The sequence below is a fragment of the Shewanella sp. S1-49-MNA-CIBAN-0167 genome, from assembly GCF_040310145.1.
GTDB lineage: Bacteria > Pseudomonadota > Gammaproteobacteria > Enterobacterales > Shewanellaceae > Shewanella > Shewanella psychromarinicola.
In genome coordinates this window covers 1-15,581 of record NZ_JBEOPO010000060.1, presented here as the reverse complement: position 1 = coordinate 15,581, position 15,581 = coordinate 1, and the positions used below count along the sequence as shown (strand labels likewise).

Annotated in this window: 13 protein-coding genes and 1 pseudogene; 13 read left to right on the top strand and 1 reads right to left on the bottom strand. The window is 42.2% G+C overall.

Features of this window, described 5'->3' with window-relative positions; translation table 11 throughout:
* Positions 1 to 754 (bottom strand): annotated as a pseudogene (locus tag AAEZ00_RS19625) (hypothetical protein); the annotation flags it as partial.
* 120 nt (positions 755 to 874) lie between these two features.
* Between AAEZ00_RS19625 and rlmD the strand changes: the two are divergent.
* The 13 genes from rlmD to rpoS all read left to right on the top strand — a co-directional run bounded on the left by rlmD (position 875) and on the right by rpoS (position 15,308).
* Positions 875 to 2,242 (top strand): 23S rRNA (uracil(1939)-C(5))-methyltransferase RlmD, encoded by a 1,368-nt coding sequence (gene rlmD / locus AAEZ00_RS19620; protein WP_351089550.1) that lies wholly within the window; start codon positions 875 to 877, stop codon positions 2,240 to 2,242.
* A gap of 182 nt (positions 2,243 to 2,424) precedes the next feature.
* Positions 2,425 to 4,632 (top strand): GTP diphosphokinase, encoded by a 2,208-nt coding sequence (gene relA / locus AAEZ00_RS19615; protein ID WP_101032463.1) that lies wholly within the window; start codon positions 2,425 to 2,427, stop codon positions 4,630 to 4,632.
* An 84-nt stretch (positions 4,633 to 4,716) separates the two neighbouring features.
* On the top strand, positions 4,717 to 5,538 hold the full coding sequence (gene mazG, locus AAEZ00_RS19610; protein ID WP_351078916.1) for a nucleoside triphosphate pyrophosphohydrolase: 822 nt from the start codon (positions 4,717 to 4,719) through the stop codon (positions 5,536 to 5,538).
* Between the two features lie 114 nt (positions 5,539 to 5,652).
* Positions 5,653 to 7,290, top strand: a complete 1,638-nt coding sequence (pyrG, locus tag AAEZ00_RS19605; RefSeq protein WP_101032461.1) for a CTP synthase — start codon at positions 5,653 to 5,655, stop codon at positions 7,288 to 7,290.
* Positions 7,291 to 7,564: 274 nt separating this feature from the next.
* On the top strand, positions 7,565 to 8,866 hold the full coding sequence (eno, locus tag AAEZ00_RS19600; RefSeq protein ID WP_101032460.1) for a phosphopyruvate hydratase: 1,302 nt from the start codon (positions 7,565 to 7,567) through the stop codon (positions 8,864 to 8,866).
* A 101-nt stretch (positions 8,867 to 8,967) separates the two neighbouring features.
* On the top strand, positions 8,968 to 9,270 hold the full coding sequence (gene ftsB / locus AAEZ00_RS19595; RefSeq protein ID WP_101032459.1) for a cell division protein FtsB: 303 nt from the start codon (positions 8,968 to 8,970) through the stop codon (positions 9,268 to 9,270).
* Between the two features lie 62 nt (positions 9,271 to 9,332).
* A complete protein-coding gene (ispD, locus tag AAEZ00_RS19590; RefSeq protein WP_124012038.1) occupies positions 9,333 to 10,031 on the top strand; it encodes a 2-C-methyl-D-erythritol 4-phosphate cytidylyltransferase in 699 nt (232 codons plus the stop codon).
* Positions 10,032 to 10,094: 63 nt separating this feature from the next.
* A complete protein-coding gene (gene ispF / locus AAEZ00_RS19585; RefSeq protein WP_101032457.1) occupies positions 10,095 to 10,574 on the top strand; it encodes a 2-C-methyl-D-erythritol 2,4-cyclodiphosphate synthase in 480 nt (159 codons plus the stop codon).
* Between the two features lie 27 nt (positions 10,575 to 10,601).
* The gene (gene truD, locus AAEZ00_RS19580; RefSeq protein WP_124012037.1) at positions 10,602 to 11,675 is read left to right on the top strand and encodes a tRNA pseudouridine(13) synthase TruD; all 1,074 of its coding nucleotides are present in this window, start codon (positions 10,602 to 10,604) and stop codon (positions 11,673 to 11,675) included.
* 3 nt (positions 11,676 to 11,678) lie between these two features.
* Positions 11,679 to 12,428 carry a 5'/3'-nucleotidase SurE gene (gene surE, locus AAEZ00_RS19575; protein ID WP_124012036.1) on the top strand — a complete coding sequence of 250 codons (750 nt, stop codon included), beginning with the start codon at positions 11,679 to 11,681 and terminating at the stop codon, positions 12,426 to 12,428.
* Entirely contained in the window at positions 12,425 to 13,060 is a 636-nt protein-coding gene (locus AAEZ00_RS19570; RefSeq protein WP_101034721.1) for a protein-L-isoaspartate(D-aspartate) O-methyltransferase, read from the top strand. Before surE ends, AAEZ00_RS19570 begins: the two co-directional genes overlap by 4 nt.
* Before the next feature lie 265 nt (positions 13,061 to 13,325).
* Positions 13,326 to 14,258: a peptidoglycan DD-metalloendopeptidase family protein gene (locus AAEZ00_RS19565; RefSeq protein WP_372491483.1), complete on the top strand. Its 933-nt coding sequence runs from the start codon at positions 13,326 to 13,328 to the stop codon at positions 14,256 to 14,258.
* Positions 14,259 to 14,336: 78 nt separating this feature from the next.
* Positions 14,337 to 15,308 carry an RNA polymerase sigma factor RpoS gene (gene rpoS, locus AAEZ00_RS19560; RefSeq protein WP_101032453.1) on the top strand — a complete coding sequence of 324 codons (972 nt, stop codon included), beginning with the start codon at positions 14,337 to 14,339 and terminating at the stop codon, positions 15,306 to 15,308.
* The last annotated feature ends 273 nt before the right edge of the window (positions 15,309 to 15,581 follow it).

Below are 15,581 nucleotides of genomic sequence, written 5' to 3'. Positions count from 1 at the left end.
TTAGGGGCATCTGGTGATACAGATGGTTCACTCTTATCGCGGTGAACAGCGCTTCATACGACCTCAGGTCGCACGGGTAGTTAACGTGTTTGACTAAGCGAAAGGTAAAAAACAGGTTAAATTGTACGCCAATTAATACGATAATAAACGCGGCGATTGCCGCTCGATGTTGCTCGAGCAGGGCGTTTTCCTTATTCAGTAATACTGAAATGTATCCTAATATCCGCTCTTGTTGACTGTTGTAAATGGGCTCTACGGTATCATTGACTGAGGAATTGTTATCGATGTTGCCATCACTCGGGCGATTCATACTGGCAACCGGTTTTGGTTCTAAGCCAGTATGAGATATTATTGGCACACGAATGACTAACGTATCGCCAATTGTTTCATTTTCTGTCCCGAGTAAGTTTGCCAAAGCTTGTTTGTAGCGCATAGATTCAAAATCTTTGTGGTAGTGCGAGGTCACAAAGAGTTGGTTTTCGGCATCAAAAACCGCAATAGAGAGGATCAATGATGCGTTGTTAATTTGCGATGCGGCGAGTATACGTTTAGTGGATTCACGATCTTGATTAATAATACTAAATTCACTGGCAATGGCTAACGGTTCAACAATATTGCTGCCTTTTTCAATTAAGGTTTGTTCTAATTCATAAAAGCGGTTTATCGTGAAATAACTTCCAAGTAGAATACCCACTACGATAGTGGGTGCTAACGCAAGTACCAGAACCCAAGAGCGTAGGCTATATTTGGTCATATTGTTGGCACTTTTCATGGTAGTTAGGTGTGTCCCTATTACTAAATCGTTGATATTGCGTCTAGACTGCCAGATATGGCGCACTCTTGACTAGTTTTTTATTCAATACCTGAGGCCGAAATGGCACAATTTTTCCAAGCAAAACCGAACAAATCTAAGCAATTATCAGCAAAGCTCAGCCTCAGCGTGACTCAACTTGACCATTTAGGTGCGGGCATAGCGCAACATCAAGGTAAAATTGTGTTTATTCCTGGTGTGCTGCCAGGAGAGACGGCCACAGTACAATTTGTGGAACAAAAGAAAAGCTATGCTAAGGCCAAGTTAATTGCTATTGATGTGGCATCTGCTCATCGAATCACCCCTCATTGTCCTCATTATCATCAATGCGGCGGCTGTGATTTACAGCATATGGACACGAATGTGCAACGCGATTATAAGCAAACTAGTTTAGTTGATCTCATCAGCAAGCTGTCCAGTGCTAAAACCATTGAAGCCGATATCATCGCAGAACCTTTAGTGGGAGAGGCGTGGCATTACCGTCGACGTGCCAGATTGGCAACATTATTCGATAAAAATTCTCAGCGGCTACAACTTGGATTTCGTGCAGCAAATAGCAATAAAATTGTCTCTATTCAGCAGTGCCCTGTATTAGCAGAGTCTTTATCCGCGTTAATTACCCCATTGGCGGTTAATTTAAATCAACTCAAAGCTAAGGCTAGTTTAGGGCATGTTGAACTTACCCAAGCCGATAACGGTAATTTTGCCGTATTAAGAGTCACCAAAGTCTTGCCAGCATCCGATATTCGTTGGTTAACGGGCTTTGCTGAAAAACATCAACTTAACTTATTATTGCAAGATGATGCTGGTCAATTGACGCAATTGTATCCGTTGTCACAAGCCAATGATGATGTAGTCGCGTTACCTTATTATCATCTTGCACAGGAATCGGTTCGCTGCTCGTTCACGCCAGGCAATTTTGTTCAGGTTAATGGTGCTATTAATCAGGCCATGGTGGATCAAGCCATTGAGTGGTTAGCCCCTCAGGCTGGTGAGCGTATTCTAGACTTGTTTTGTGGTGTGGGTAATTTCAGTTTACCCTTGGCTCGACGAGCTGCAGAGGTTATAGGTGTTGAAGGTGTACCTGAAATGGTGCAACAAGCTAAACAAAATGCTATTGATAACCAGTTAGATAATGTCACCTTTCATCATGCTGATTTGAGTGCCGATTTATCGACACAAACCTGGTTAGGCAAAATTGATAAGCTGTTGCTTGATCCTGCTCGAGCAGGAGCCTTTGAAAGTTTACAATGGTTACAGAAAATGCAACCTAAAAAAGTGGTCTATGTTTCATGTAATCCAGCAAGTTTAGCCCGCGACAGTAGTGTATTATTAGCCAATGGTTATCGTATTGCCCAAGTGGGTTTAGTTGATATGTTCCCGCAGACACACCATATTGAAGCGATGGTGTTATTTGAATTAGATAAATAAACATCAGTTTTAGCCATACACGATAGGTATGCTAAAAATTTGTTCAACTGAGCACTATTGAATTGACAACACAATGTAGATTTTCAAGATAGGCCGTTTAGTTGTTTTAACACCATGTCTGCACCGATTTGAGTGGATGCTATGGTTGAATATCAGTCGGTCATGCGGCTAAGGAAGGGTTCATGGTATCTGTTCGCGAAGCACATTTTAATACGCAAGCATTCCATCTAGATGAATGGGTGGCTCGTTATCTTGTCGATAAAGATGACGCGCAAACCTTATTGGAATTGATCCAGCATGTTGAGGCCTTACCGGTTAAAAATAAACTGGCTCACACCGAGTTGCTGGCACGTGCACGTGAAATGATTGAAATTCTTGCGCCGCTGAATATGGACATTGAAACGCTGCAAGCCGCAGTGTTGTTTTTGCTCCTGGATGCTGGCGTTCTCAATGAAGAGCAAATTATAGCGCAATACGGTGATAATCTTGCCAAATTAGTCGCCAGCGTCGTGACCATGAATGCCATTGGGGCGTTAAAAGTCAGTAAAAACTCACGTGATGCTGAACCGCAAATCGACAATATTCGAAAAATGCTATTGGCAATGGTTGAAGATGTTCGCGCCGTAGTGATCAAATTAGCCGAACGAGTGTGTTTACTGCGCGCGGTAAAAAATTCCGATGAAGAAACTCGGGTGTTGTTAGCGCGTGAAATTGCCGATATCTATGCACCATTAGCAAACCGTTTGGGGATTGGCCAGCTTAAGTGGGAACTTGAGGACATTTCTTTTCGCTATTTACATCCAACGGTTTATAAAGACATCGCCAAACAACTTGATGGCAAGCGTGTTGATCGTGAAGTGTTTATCGACAAATTTGTGACCCAGTTGCAACAGCGTTTAGACAGTGATGATATTCGCGCTAAAGTGTACGGTCGTCCTAAGCACATTTACAGTATTTGGCGCAAAATGAAGGGCAAAGATCTTAAGTTTGATGAGCTTTTTGACGTTCGAGCTGTACGTATCGTTACCGACAGATTACAAGATTGCTATGGTGCATTAGGGGTTGTACACGACCTTTGGCATCATATTCCGCGTGAGTTTGACGATTATGTCGCCAATCCAAAACCTAATGGTTATCAATCTATTCATACTGTGGTTGTTGGGCCTGAAGGCAAAACAGTAGAAATTCAAATTCGTACCGAAGCGATGCATCAAGACGCTGAACTTGGGGTCGCCGCGCATTGGAAATACAAAGAAGGTGCCAGTACCACCAAACAAACGGGTTACGAAGAAAAAATTAATTGGCTGCGTAAAATTTTACAGTGGCAAGAAGATGTGGCCGAAAGTGGTAATTTGGTTGACGAAGTCCGCAGTCAAGTCTTTGAAGACCGAGTGTATGTATTCACCCCTAGCGGAGAAGTCGTCGACTTACCGTTAGGCTCAACTGTGCTCGATTTTGCTTACTATATTCACTCACAAGTGGGTCATAAGTGCATTGGCGCCAAAGTCGATGGCCGCATTGTACCATTCACTTACCAAGTTGAAACCGGTGAGCGTATTGAAATTATCACCTCAAAAACCCCAAACCCTAAACGTGACTGGCTTAATCTTAATTTAGGTTATATAAAATCATCCCGTTCGCGCTCAAAAATACAACATTGGTTTAAACAACAAGACCGCGATAAAAATATTGCCGCGGGTAAAGAGATGCTTGAGTCTGAATTAGCCCGTGTAGGTTTAAAAGTTAAAGACGCAGTCGTGGCGGTTGAGCGCTTTAATTTAAATTCAATGGATGACATGCTGGCTGCCATCGGTGGGGGAGACTTACGCTTAAATCAAGTGGTTAACTTTACTGACACCTTAATTCATAAGGTAGAAGACACTGACGAAGACTTACTTGAAGATATTATAAAGAAAGCGTCAAATAAACCTAAAAGATCGAGTAAAGGCCAAGTTGAAGTCAATGGTGTGGGTAATTTAATGAGCCACATTGCACGTTGTTGCCAACCGGTACCTGGCGATGAGATTTTTGGCTATATTACTATGGGACGGGGTATCTCTGTGCACCGCAGTGATTGCGAGCAAGTAAAAGAGTTAATGCGCGCTCATCCTGAACGTAGCGTGGATGTCATTTGGGGGGAAAACTACTCTGGTGGTTATCGTATCCGCGTAAGAGTCCTTGCCAATGATCGCAGTGGTTTACTGCGAGATTTAACCACAGTGCTTGCAGCAGAAAAATCCAATGTGATGGCCATGAGTTCATCTTCTGATGTTAAAAGCCAAACAGCCACCGTAGAGCTTGAACTTGAGCTGTATAATTTAGATGGTTTATCACGAATTATCGCGAAACTGTCGCAAGTTGATGGTGTTATTGAATCTCGTCGATTATAAATAACCTCATGTATTAATTGAACAGGCATCTACTTATTAGGTGCCTTTTTTTATTAGGTTTCACCCCCAAAAGAGGCCCTTTCTATGGCAGATATTCAATCGTTACTGACCATCATGCAGCAATTACGCAATCCTGATTCTGGTTGCCCTTGGGATCTGGCTCAAGACTTTGCCAGTATAGTGCCCTTTACATTAGAAGAGGCTTACGAGGTCGTTGATACGATTGAGCGACAAGCATGGGAGGAATTACCTGATGAACTGGGTGATTTACTGTTTCAGGTGGTGTTTTATTGTCAACTGGGGCAAGAGCAAGGTAAGTTTGATTTTTCCACCGTGATTGAGCGCATTAGTGATAAGTTGATTCGTCGTCATCCGCACGTGTTTGCCCAGCCAGAAACCGAAGCGACTGTGGCAATCACCAATACCGATGATTTAAGCCACGCGTGGGATAAATTAAAAGGGTCTGAACGTCAGCAAAAACAACTGCACTCCGCTTTAGATGATATTCCCCAAGCATTACCTGCGCTAACCCGAGCACGAAAAATTCAACATCGAGTCGCTAAAGTCGGTTTTGATTGGGCAGAACTGGCCCCTGTGGTTGCCAAAGTACATGAAGAAATAGATGAAGTGCTGGTTGAGGTGAGTAAACGGGATCAAAACCCTGATTTCTATCAGCCTAGGATTGTTGATGAAATGGGTGATTTGCTATTTGCCGTAGTCAATCTCGCCCGTCATTTAAAGGTTGATCCTGAGCAAGCTCTACGCCAAGCCAATCAGAAATTTGAACGTAGATTTCGAGGTGTAGAGCAGCACGTAGCTGAAAACGGCAAACCTATAGAAAACCATACTCTGGACGAATTAGACCGGTACTGGAATGCGGTGAAACAAGATGAAAACGCAAATTAAGCTAAAATTAGCGCGTTTAAGTTTGTCGAAACGAGGTGGCTTTGCTATAATATCGTCCCATCCTAGTGCTTTCTTACAAGCACGTTTTTTTCCAATATATTTCTCAGGTTCAGCATGACTACAAGGTATATCTTCGTTACTGGTGGCGTTGTTTCATCACTAGGTAAAGGCATTGCAGCAGCTTCGCTGGCGGCAATTTTAGAGGCGCGTGGCCTCAATGTAACCATTATGAAACTTGACCCTTATATTAACGTCGATCCGGGTACCATGAGTCCCACTCAGCACGGTGAAGTTTTCGTCACTGAAGATGGTGCTGAAACCGATCTCGACTTAGGTCATTACGAACGTTTTATTCGCACCAAAATGAATCGCCGCAATAACTTTACTACTGGCCGTATTTACGAAGAAGTCATTAGTAAAGAACGTCGTGGTGATTATTTAGGCGCAACGATTCAGGTTATCCCTCATATTACTAATGCCATTAAAGCAAGAGTGTTAGCCGGTGGTGAAGGCCATGATGTGGCGATTGTGGAAATCGGTGGCACTGTAGGTGATATTGAATCATTACCGTTTCTTGAGTCTATTCGTCAATTAGGTGCAGAGCTAGGACGTGAACGCACGTTATTTATGCATTTAACCTTAGTGCCATTCTTAGGCGCTGCAGGTGAAATTAAAACCAAGCCAACTCAGCACTCTGTTAAAGAGTTACGCTCTATTGGTATTGCTCCGGATGTACTGGTTTGTCGTGGCGACCGTGCGGTTCCAGCAATTGAAAAAGCCAAAATCTCGCTATTCTGTAATGTTGAAGAACGGGCGGTTATTTCATTAAAAGACGTAGATAGCATCTATAAAATCCCTGCATTATTACGCTCGCAAGGATTGGATGATCTGGTTATCAAACGTTTCAACCTCGATTGCAACGAAGCCGATTTGTCTGAATGGGAACATGTTATTTACCAAGAAGCTAACCCTAATGGTGAAGTGACCATTGGTATGGTTGGTAAATACATTGAACTACCTGATGCCTATAAATCAGTTAACGAAGCATTAAAGCATGCGGGTATAAAAAACCGTGTGACGGTCAATATTAAATACATCGATTCGCAAACGGTTGAAGCCAAAGGCGAAGAAGTGTTGCAAGGCCTAGACGGTATTTTAGTCCCAGGTGGCTTTGGTGAGCGTGGCATAGAAGGTAAGATTTTTGCTGCTAAATTTGCCCGTGAAAACAAACTACCTTACTTTGGTATTTGTTTAGGCTTGCAAGTGGCGTTAATTGAATTTGCACGTAATGTTGCCGGTTTAGAAGGTGCACATTCAACGGAGTTTAATCAGCAGACTCCACATCCAGTGGTAGGGTTAATCACTGAATGGATTAACGATGATGGCGATATTGAACAACGTCATGAATCGTCTGACTTAGGTGGCACAATGCGTTTAGGCGCACAGCTTTGCCATTTGAAAGAAGGCTCTAAAGCTGCAATAGCTTACAAGTCAAATACTTGTGTTGAACGCCATCGTCATCGTTACGAAGTTAACAATAATTATATTGAGCGTTTAGAACAAGCGGGCCTAATATTCAGTGGATTGTCTTCTGATCGTAAATTGATTGAGATGATTGAGCTTGCTGATCATCCATGGTTTGTTGCGGGTCAATTCCATCCAGAATTCACCTCAACACCGCGCGATGGGCATCCATTATTTGAAGGGTTTATTGCCGCTTCTTATGCGTATCAAAAACGCGACATCGTTTAATCAACAAGCCGTTAATGCATGCATTAACGGCTTTTTTATTCAAAATGCTTGCGCGAGATCAAATAATCGCACCTATGATCTCAAACGAGAGTGAAAACTAAGTTGAAGCAAAGTCCAATTAGATTTATCCTAAGCACAAATCGAATTTAAATTACAAAACTGAAAGTTACATACCAATAAATCTGCTTTTCTGAGTGTTTTATGCTTTTGTATTGGTATTAACTTTTTATTTCTTTTAATTTTTTAATTTACTTACACAAAGTACGAGGGAATTATGGCTAACATCATTAAAGTGATTGGTCGCGAGATTATGGATTCGCGTGGTAACCCAACGGTTGAAGCAGAAGTGCATTTAGAAGGTGGTTTTGTGGGTATGGCTGCGGCACCATCTGGCGCCTCTACCGGTAGTCGCGAAGCATTAGAGCTTCGTGATGGCGACAAAACACGTTACTTAGGTAAAGGTGTACTTAAGGCCGTTGCTGCTGTAAATGGCCCAATTGCTGCAGCGCTTAAAGGTAAAGATGCATTGGCTCAAGCTGAACTTGACCAAATCATGATTGACTTAGATGGCACAGAAAACAAAGCAAAATTTGGCGCTAACGCGATTCTTGCTGTGTCTCTTGCGGCTGCTAAAGCGGCTGCGGCAGCTAAACACGTACCTTTATATGCTCACATTGCTGATTTAAACGGTACACCTGGTGTTTACTCTATGCCACTTCCAATGATGAATATCATCAATGGTGGCGAGCACGCAGATAATAGCGTTGATATTCAAGAGTTCATGATCCAACCCGTTGGTGCTAAGACTTTCCGTGAAGGCTTACGTATGGGCGCGGAAGTATTCCACAGCTTAGCTAAAGTGCTTAAAGCTGACGGTCACTCAACGGCTGTGGGTGATGAAGGTGGTTTTGCGCCTAACCTAGCCTCTAACGAAGCGGCACTTGCTGCAATCAAAGTGGCTGTTGCAAACGCTGGTTACGAGTTAGGTAAAGACATCACGTTAGCGATGGATTGTGCTGCATCTGAGTTTTACGACAAAGAAGCAAATATTTACGATCTTAAAGGTGAAGGCAAAAAATTCACTTCTGAAGAATTTAATTTCTTCTTACAAGATCTTACTACACGTTACCCAATCGTTTCTATCGAAGATGGTCTTGACGAGTCTGACTGGGATGGTTTCGCTCACCAAACTAAACTAATGGGCGATAAAATCCAATTAGTGGGTGACGATCTATTCGTAACAAATACAAAAATTCTTAAGCGTGGTATCGACAATGGTATCGCTAACTCTATCCTAATTAAATTCAACCAAATCGGTACATTAACTGAAACCTTGGCTGCCATTAAAATGGCTAAAGATGCAGGCTTTACTGTTGTAATCTCTCACCGTAGTGGCGAGACAGAAGATTCAACGATTGCTGATTTAGCTGTTGGTACCGCGGCAGGCCAAATTAAAACAGGGTCACTAAGCCGTAGTGACCGTGTTGCGAAATACAACCAATTGCTACGTATCGAAGAAGCCCTAGGTTCAAAAGCACCTTACAACGGTCTTAAAGAAGTGAAAGGCCAAGCATAATTTTTTTTGCTTTAACTGAAAAAGGCCACCACTGGGTGGCCTTTTGTGTTGTACTATAACGGACATGTTTTCTAGGGGTTACTTCGACATAACTTAATATTATGAAACGATTACTATTTTTACTGATTTGTTTATTGTCACTTTTACAGTACCGACTTTGGCAGGGCGATAACAATTTTTCAGAATATGTCGTGCTGCAAACCCAAATAGCGGCCCAAGAACAAAGTAATGATAAGCTAGTCGCTCGAAATCAAATCCTCAAAGAAGAGATTATCGATTTAAAACGTGGCACCGAAGCGATTGAAGAACGTGCCCGCAACGAGTTGGGTATGGTTAAAGAAGGCGAAACGTTTTATCGGGTAGTAGGCAGTGAACTACGTGAGCTAAACCAATTTAATCGTTAATACTGTGTAACACCGCAGGCAAAACTCTTAATCATATTACTTTCAATTTTGGTACTGCTAATATGCTAAACAATCCTCGTTCTATTATTGCTATTGTTCCTGCCGCGGGTGTTGGTAGCCGCATGGGGGCTGATAAACCTAAGCAATATTTAATGCTTGGGCAACAAAGCATCCTCGCACATACATTAGATGCATTATTGGCTCATTCTGAAATAGACTTGGTGGTGGTAGCTCTACACCCAGAAGATAAGTATTTCAGTAAGTTACCACAATCTCAACATCCTAAGTTAACCCAAGTCATTGGTGGTGAAGAACGCGCTGATTCTGTTTTAGCGGCATTAGATTATGCACAGACTCTTAATCCTAATGCGTGGGCTCTGGTTCATGATGCCGCAAGACCTTGTGTAAGCCACGAAGATATTACCCAATTGATTGAGTCTGTACACATTCATCCTCAAGGCGCCATTCTTGCTGCGCCAGTTCGTGACACCATGAAGCGAAGTGACGCTAGTGGTCATATTGTCAGTACTGTCGATCGCGCGTTGCTATGGCATGCATTAACCCCACAGTTTTTTCCCGTATCATCTTTACGCAGCCATTTATCGGCCGCACTAGCGGCCCATGTCTCTATTACCGATGAAGCCAGTGCAATGGAATGGGCGGGAGTCATGCCGGGTCTGGTTCAAGGCCGAATGGATAACATTAAAGTGACTCATCCAGATGATTTACAGTTGGCGGCCTTGTTTATGTCACAAAAATAAATTGAACAGTTATAAACAACACTTGTTAATATCGCCTCATAACAAGTTAATATAAGGTTTTAAATGAATATTCGTATTGGTCATGGTTTTGATGTGCATAAGTTTGGCGGTGATAACCCACTCATTTTAGGTGGTGTGACGGTTCCTTATGACAGTGGGCTCATCGCCCATTCTGACGGTGATGTGGTATTGCATGCTATTAGTGATGCGATATTAGGCGCGATGGCGTTAGGGGATATAGGTCAACATTTTCCTGATACGGATGCCGACTTTGCGGGTGCCGATAGTCGTGTGTTATTAAAACACTGTTATCAACTTGCACTGCAAAAGCAATTTATATTAGGTAATTTAGATGTCACCATTATTGCTCAAGCACCTAAGATGGCGCCACATATTGAGGCTATACGTCAGTGCCTTAGTGCCGATTTACAAACGGATATCGATAACATTAATGTTAAAGCGACGACGACCGAGAAACTCGGTTTTACTGGACGTAAAGAAGGCATTGCTGTTGAAGCTGTTGTGTTGATGACGAGTCGATAACCTACAAAATATAGAGAATTCTGGCACATGAAAGAATTACATTACCTTTTTGGTAAACCAATAAGCCAAGCTGATTTACGTACCTATAATAGCGATTTTATTGTTAAAGAAATTTTGCCTTTTACGCCAACAGGCGAAGGCGAGCATCATATGCTCCATGTGCGTAAAAACGGCATGAATACGGTCTATGTTGCTGAAATATTGGCTAAGTTCGCTAAAGTTCATCCGAAAGAAGTGACCTTCGCTGGCCAGAAAGATAAAAATGCTATTACCGAACAATGGTTTGGGGTACGTATTCCGGGTAAAGAAACCCCTGAGTGGACAGAGCTTAATAATGAGAAATTAACGATTTTGTCGAGCAGCCGCCACAGTAAAAAACTGCGTATAGGCGCCTTGATCGGAAATCGGTTTGTGCTGACATTACGCAATATAACCGATATTGCCGATGTTGAAACTCGTCTACAACAGATTGCTAAGTTAGGTGTACCCAATTACTTTGGCGAGCAACGTTTTGGCCACGACGGTAAAAACCTCATTTGGGGTCGACAAATGCTCAGCGGTGGTCGCAACGTAAAAGATCGTCATAAACGCAGCATGTATTTATCAGCAGTACGTTCCAATGTGTTTAATCAAGTGGTGTCATTTCGTTTAGCCCATCATCATACTGACACATTAGCAGGCGATTGCGTGATGTTAGCTGGCAGTAAAAGCTATTTTACCGCTGAAACGTGGGATGAGGTTCTCAATAGTCGCTTAGCAGAAAAAGATATTCAACTTTCAGCCCCGTTGTGGGGCAAAGGTATACCATTAGCGCAAGCCGAAGCATTAGCCGTTGAACTGGCACCATTAACAGATTTATCAACTGACTTGCAAGGACTCGAAGATGCGGGCTTATCACAAGAAAGACGACCCTTATTGCTTGAGCCTCAAGGGATAAAATGGCAGTTTGAAGCGAATATACTTACCCTTGAGTTTGTGTTGCCGGCCGGCAGTTATGCCACGTCGATGTTACGTGAACTTGCTGATTATCAAGATATTCAAGAATCACAGCGAAAAGAGATGGTTGCGGATCAACAAGCACAATCCAATGAAGAGTGCTAATGAATGATTAATATTTTAGTCAGTAATGATGATGGTGTGAGTGCGGCCGGTATTATTGCGTTAAGTAACGCACTGAGCGAGTTTGCCCAAGTGTTAACAGTTGCACCTGATCGTAATTGTTCGGGTGCGAGTAACTCATTAACCTTAACTAATCCATTGAGAATCAATAATTTAGGTAATGGCTATATTGCTGTTAATGGCACTCCAACTGACTGTGTTCATCTCGCTATTAGGCAGCTGTGCCTTACGGAACCCGACATAGTGGTTTCCGGTATTAATGCCGGTGCGAATATGGGAGATGACACCTTATATTCAGGTACCGTTGCCGCTGCAATGGAAGGGCGTTTTTTAGGTCTGCCAGCCATAGCGGTGTCTCTCGTGGGAAAATCATTAATTCATTACGATACTGCTGCGGTTTATGCGACTAAAATTGTAAAAGGGTTGTTGGCTCATCCTATTAGTCGTGATCAAATGTTAAATGTTAATGTCCCCGATTTACCGATAGCAGAAATTAAAGGGATTAAAGTCACCCGTTTAGGTGCACGGCATAAAGCAGAAGGTATGATAAAAACCCAAGATCCAGCGGGTAAAGATATATACTGGCTTGGGCCTGTTGGAAGTGAACAAGATGCAGGTGAAGGGACCGATTTCGATGCAGTAGCAGCAGGATATGTATCAATAACCCCCCTAACAGTTGATTTGACGGCATACAATCAACTTGATGGATTAGCCGATTGGATAATAAAAATATGACACCGGTAGCTTCAACATCAGCAATAAATTTGGCCAAGAAATTGTCTGATGCAGGGATCCGACATCCTGCCGTATTGCATGCTGTAGCAATAACACCACGGGAATTGTTCCTTGATGGTGCATTAGCTCATAAGGCGTATGAAAATACTGCATTACCAATCGGGCAGGGACAGACAATTTCACAACCTTACATTGTGGCTCGAATGACTGAGCTTCTGTTACAGCATAACCCTCAAAAAGTATTAGAGATTGGAACCGGTTCAGGCTATCAGGCTGCTATTTTAGCATCGTTAATTCCAGAGTTATGCACTATTGAACGTATCAAAGCATTACAAATACAAGCTCGTCAAAGACTAAAGCGCCTAGACCTACATAATGTATCATTCAAATATGGCGACGGTTGGCAAGGGTGGCCAAATCGAGGGCCATTTGATGGCATTATGGTGACGGCCGCTGCAGCAAGGGTACCTCAAGCATTGCTTGAACAATTATCTGACCGTGGTGTATTAATTATTCCGGTGGGAGAAGACACCCAACAATTGCTTAAAATTACCCGTGTCGGACAGGCATTCCAATCTGAGATCATTGAGTCAGTTAAATTTGTTCCTTTAATTAATGGCGATTTGGCATAGTTAACCTCAGCTCTTTGTCCTGCTATATCTATTGCATTGCAATAGGCAAGCTATTGACGCGCAATGGGCCTTGTTGGCAACACAAATGGCAAGTTTGATATTGCAGACTTGGCGTAAACCTGTTTTTATCGATTTATCCCGTCTCTTATCCCGAGTTGAGCTTAGTCAACATGATAAAATGAGGTTTGATACATTAACGATATTTTCGTTTGCAACAAGCTTGTTTTAGCCTAACAATCACGTACCTCTCCTAAAAGGATTTTGTTTGATGAATACCGGTTGGCCACACTTTTTGGTCTTAGCAATTATGCTCACTGGATGCAGCTTTCAAGCTGATCGTCCCGCGCCGGTTGACAGTTTATCGTCAAATAATCATGGTCCTCGTTATCATAAAGGCTCATTAAAAACGAACAAATACAAAGTAAAGAAAGGTGACACGCTTTATTCAATTGCTTGGGGGGCAGGGCGTAATTTTGTGGACGTTGCCCGTTTGAACCATTTATCGTCTCCTTACATTATTTATCCTGGGCAAGTACTTAATTTAGCGGCCACTAATAATCGTCCATCGACAACCGTTCGAGCACCTCAACCTTATGTTACTTCTGTACAAACACAAGCCGTTACCAAACCATATATTTCGAGCTCAAATCGTTCTCAATTAGAAACAATCAAACCGAAGGATATTCCAAAGCCAAGCCCAGCAGTAGTTTCAGCCAGAACGAAAAAAGTTCTTGATCACAAAGTCAAGCCTGCGTATTCTGTAACAACTACCCAACAAACAATTAACCAAAGTGCAATAGGTTCTGTCGCAAATTTGCCACAGCAAGTTCAGCAATGGCACTGGCCAGTTAGAGGTCGAATAGTTGGATATTTTTCGGCATCAGAACAAGGCAATCAAGGGATAAAGATTGCTGGTAACCGCGGCGATATTATTAAAGCCGCAGCAGATGGGAGAGTCGTGTATGCAGGTAATGCACTGCGCGGGTATGGCAACTTAGTGATTATCAAGCATAATGATGATTTTTTAAGTGCTTATGCGCATGCCGACACGATACTGGTTAAAGAAAAGCAATATGTGAGTGCAGGTCAAACAGTTGCAAAAATGGGCAGTACCGGGACTAATCAAGTTATGCTTCACTTTGAAGTGCGCTTTCATGGTAAGTCTGTCAACCCATTACGATATCTACCTAAACAGTAATTGTTTAGTCACATAATTAACGGAGGATAAGCAATTGCAGTAGATTAAATAACATAAATTAGGTTTGGGAGAGCAATTATGAGCCGCAAAAATAATACTGCTTCAGCAGAATATCTTGTCGATCTAGCTAAACAACCACCGGGAGATACAACCGATCACCGTGATTTGGTACAACAACTCGAGATTGAAGAAAAAGTCCAAGATGACTTACAGAAAAATTTAGATGCTACTCAATTATATTTAGGTGAGATAGGTTTTTCTCCGCTACTGACTGCAGAGGAAGAAGTGTTTTTTTCACGTAAAGCCCTCAAAGGCTGCGAAAAATCTCGCAACCGCATGATCGAAAGCAACCTTCGCCTTGTCGTTAAAATTTCCAGAAGATATAACAATCGTGGTTTAGCGCTACTCGATCTTATCGAAGAAGGTAACTTAGGTTTAATCAGAGCGGTAGAAAAATTTGACCCTGAACGTGGTTTCCGATTCTCCACTTATGCAACATGGTGGATTAGACAAACCATCGAACGAGCGATAATGAACCAGACTCGCACTATCCGTTTACCCATCCATATTGTTAAAGAATTAAATGTGTACTTGCGCACAGCAAGACAACTTGCTCAAAAACTTGACCATGAACCTACCGCAGAAGAGATTGCCGAAAAATTAGATGTATCCACTGGTGATGTCAGTCGCATGTTAAAACTAAATGAAAGAATTACCTCGGTAGACTCGCCATTTAGTGGCGATAATGAGAAAGCATTAATAGATGTCATTGCTGATGATGATTCCGTCGGTCCAGATTATCGCGTACAAAATGAAGATTTATCTAATTCGATTGTAGAGTGGTTAAATGAGCTTAATACTAAACAACGTGAAGTGCTGGCGAGACGTTTTGGTTTACTCGGATATGAACCTTCAACATTAGAAAATGTCGGTGCTGAAATCGGGTTAACCCGTGAGCGAGTGCGCCAAATTCAAGTTGAAGCTCTCAAACGCTTAAAAGATTTACTTGGCGCGCAAGGGCTTTCAGTTGAAGCATTATTCAGAGACTAATGAATATTGAATCGATAATTGTTCAATAAGTACAGCTTAAGGTTTTGTCGGTATTCGGGTTGAGAACCTATATGAGTGGTTAATACTCCATCTCATGTATTTAGGTTTATCTCGTTAATTTATTTGAGCTTAATCGATGTAAACGTAAGCTCAATCGTTTGTTAAGATAAAAAGTTTGTTAAACAATTTGCCTCACCCTGTAATGGTCAAGTATTTCTGGAGAGATTTTAAGCCGCTTTTTTTAACTCATTATATTTCTGATGTGGCGTCTTA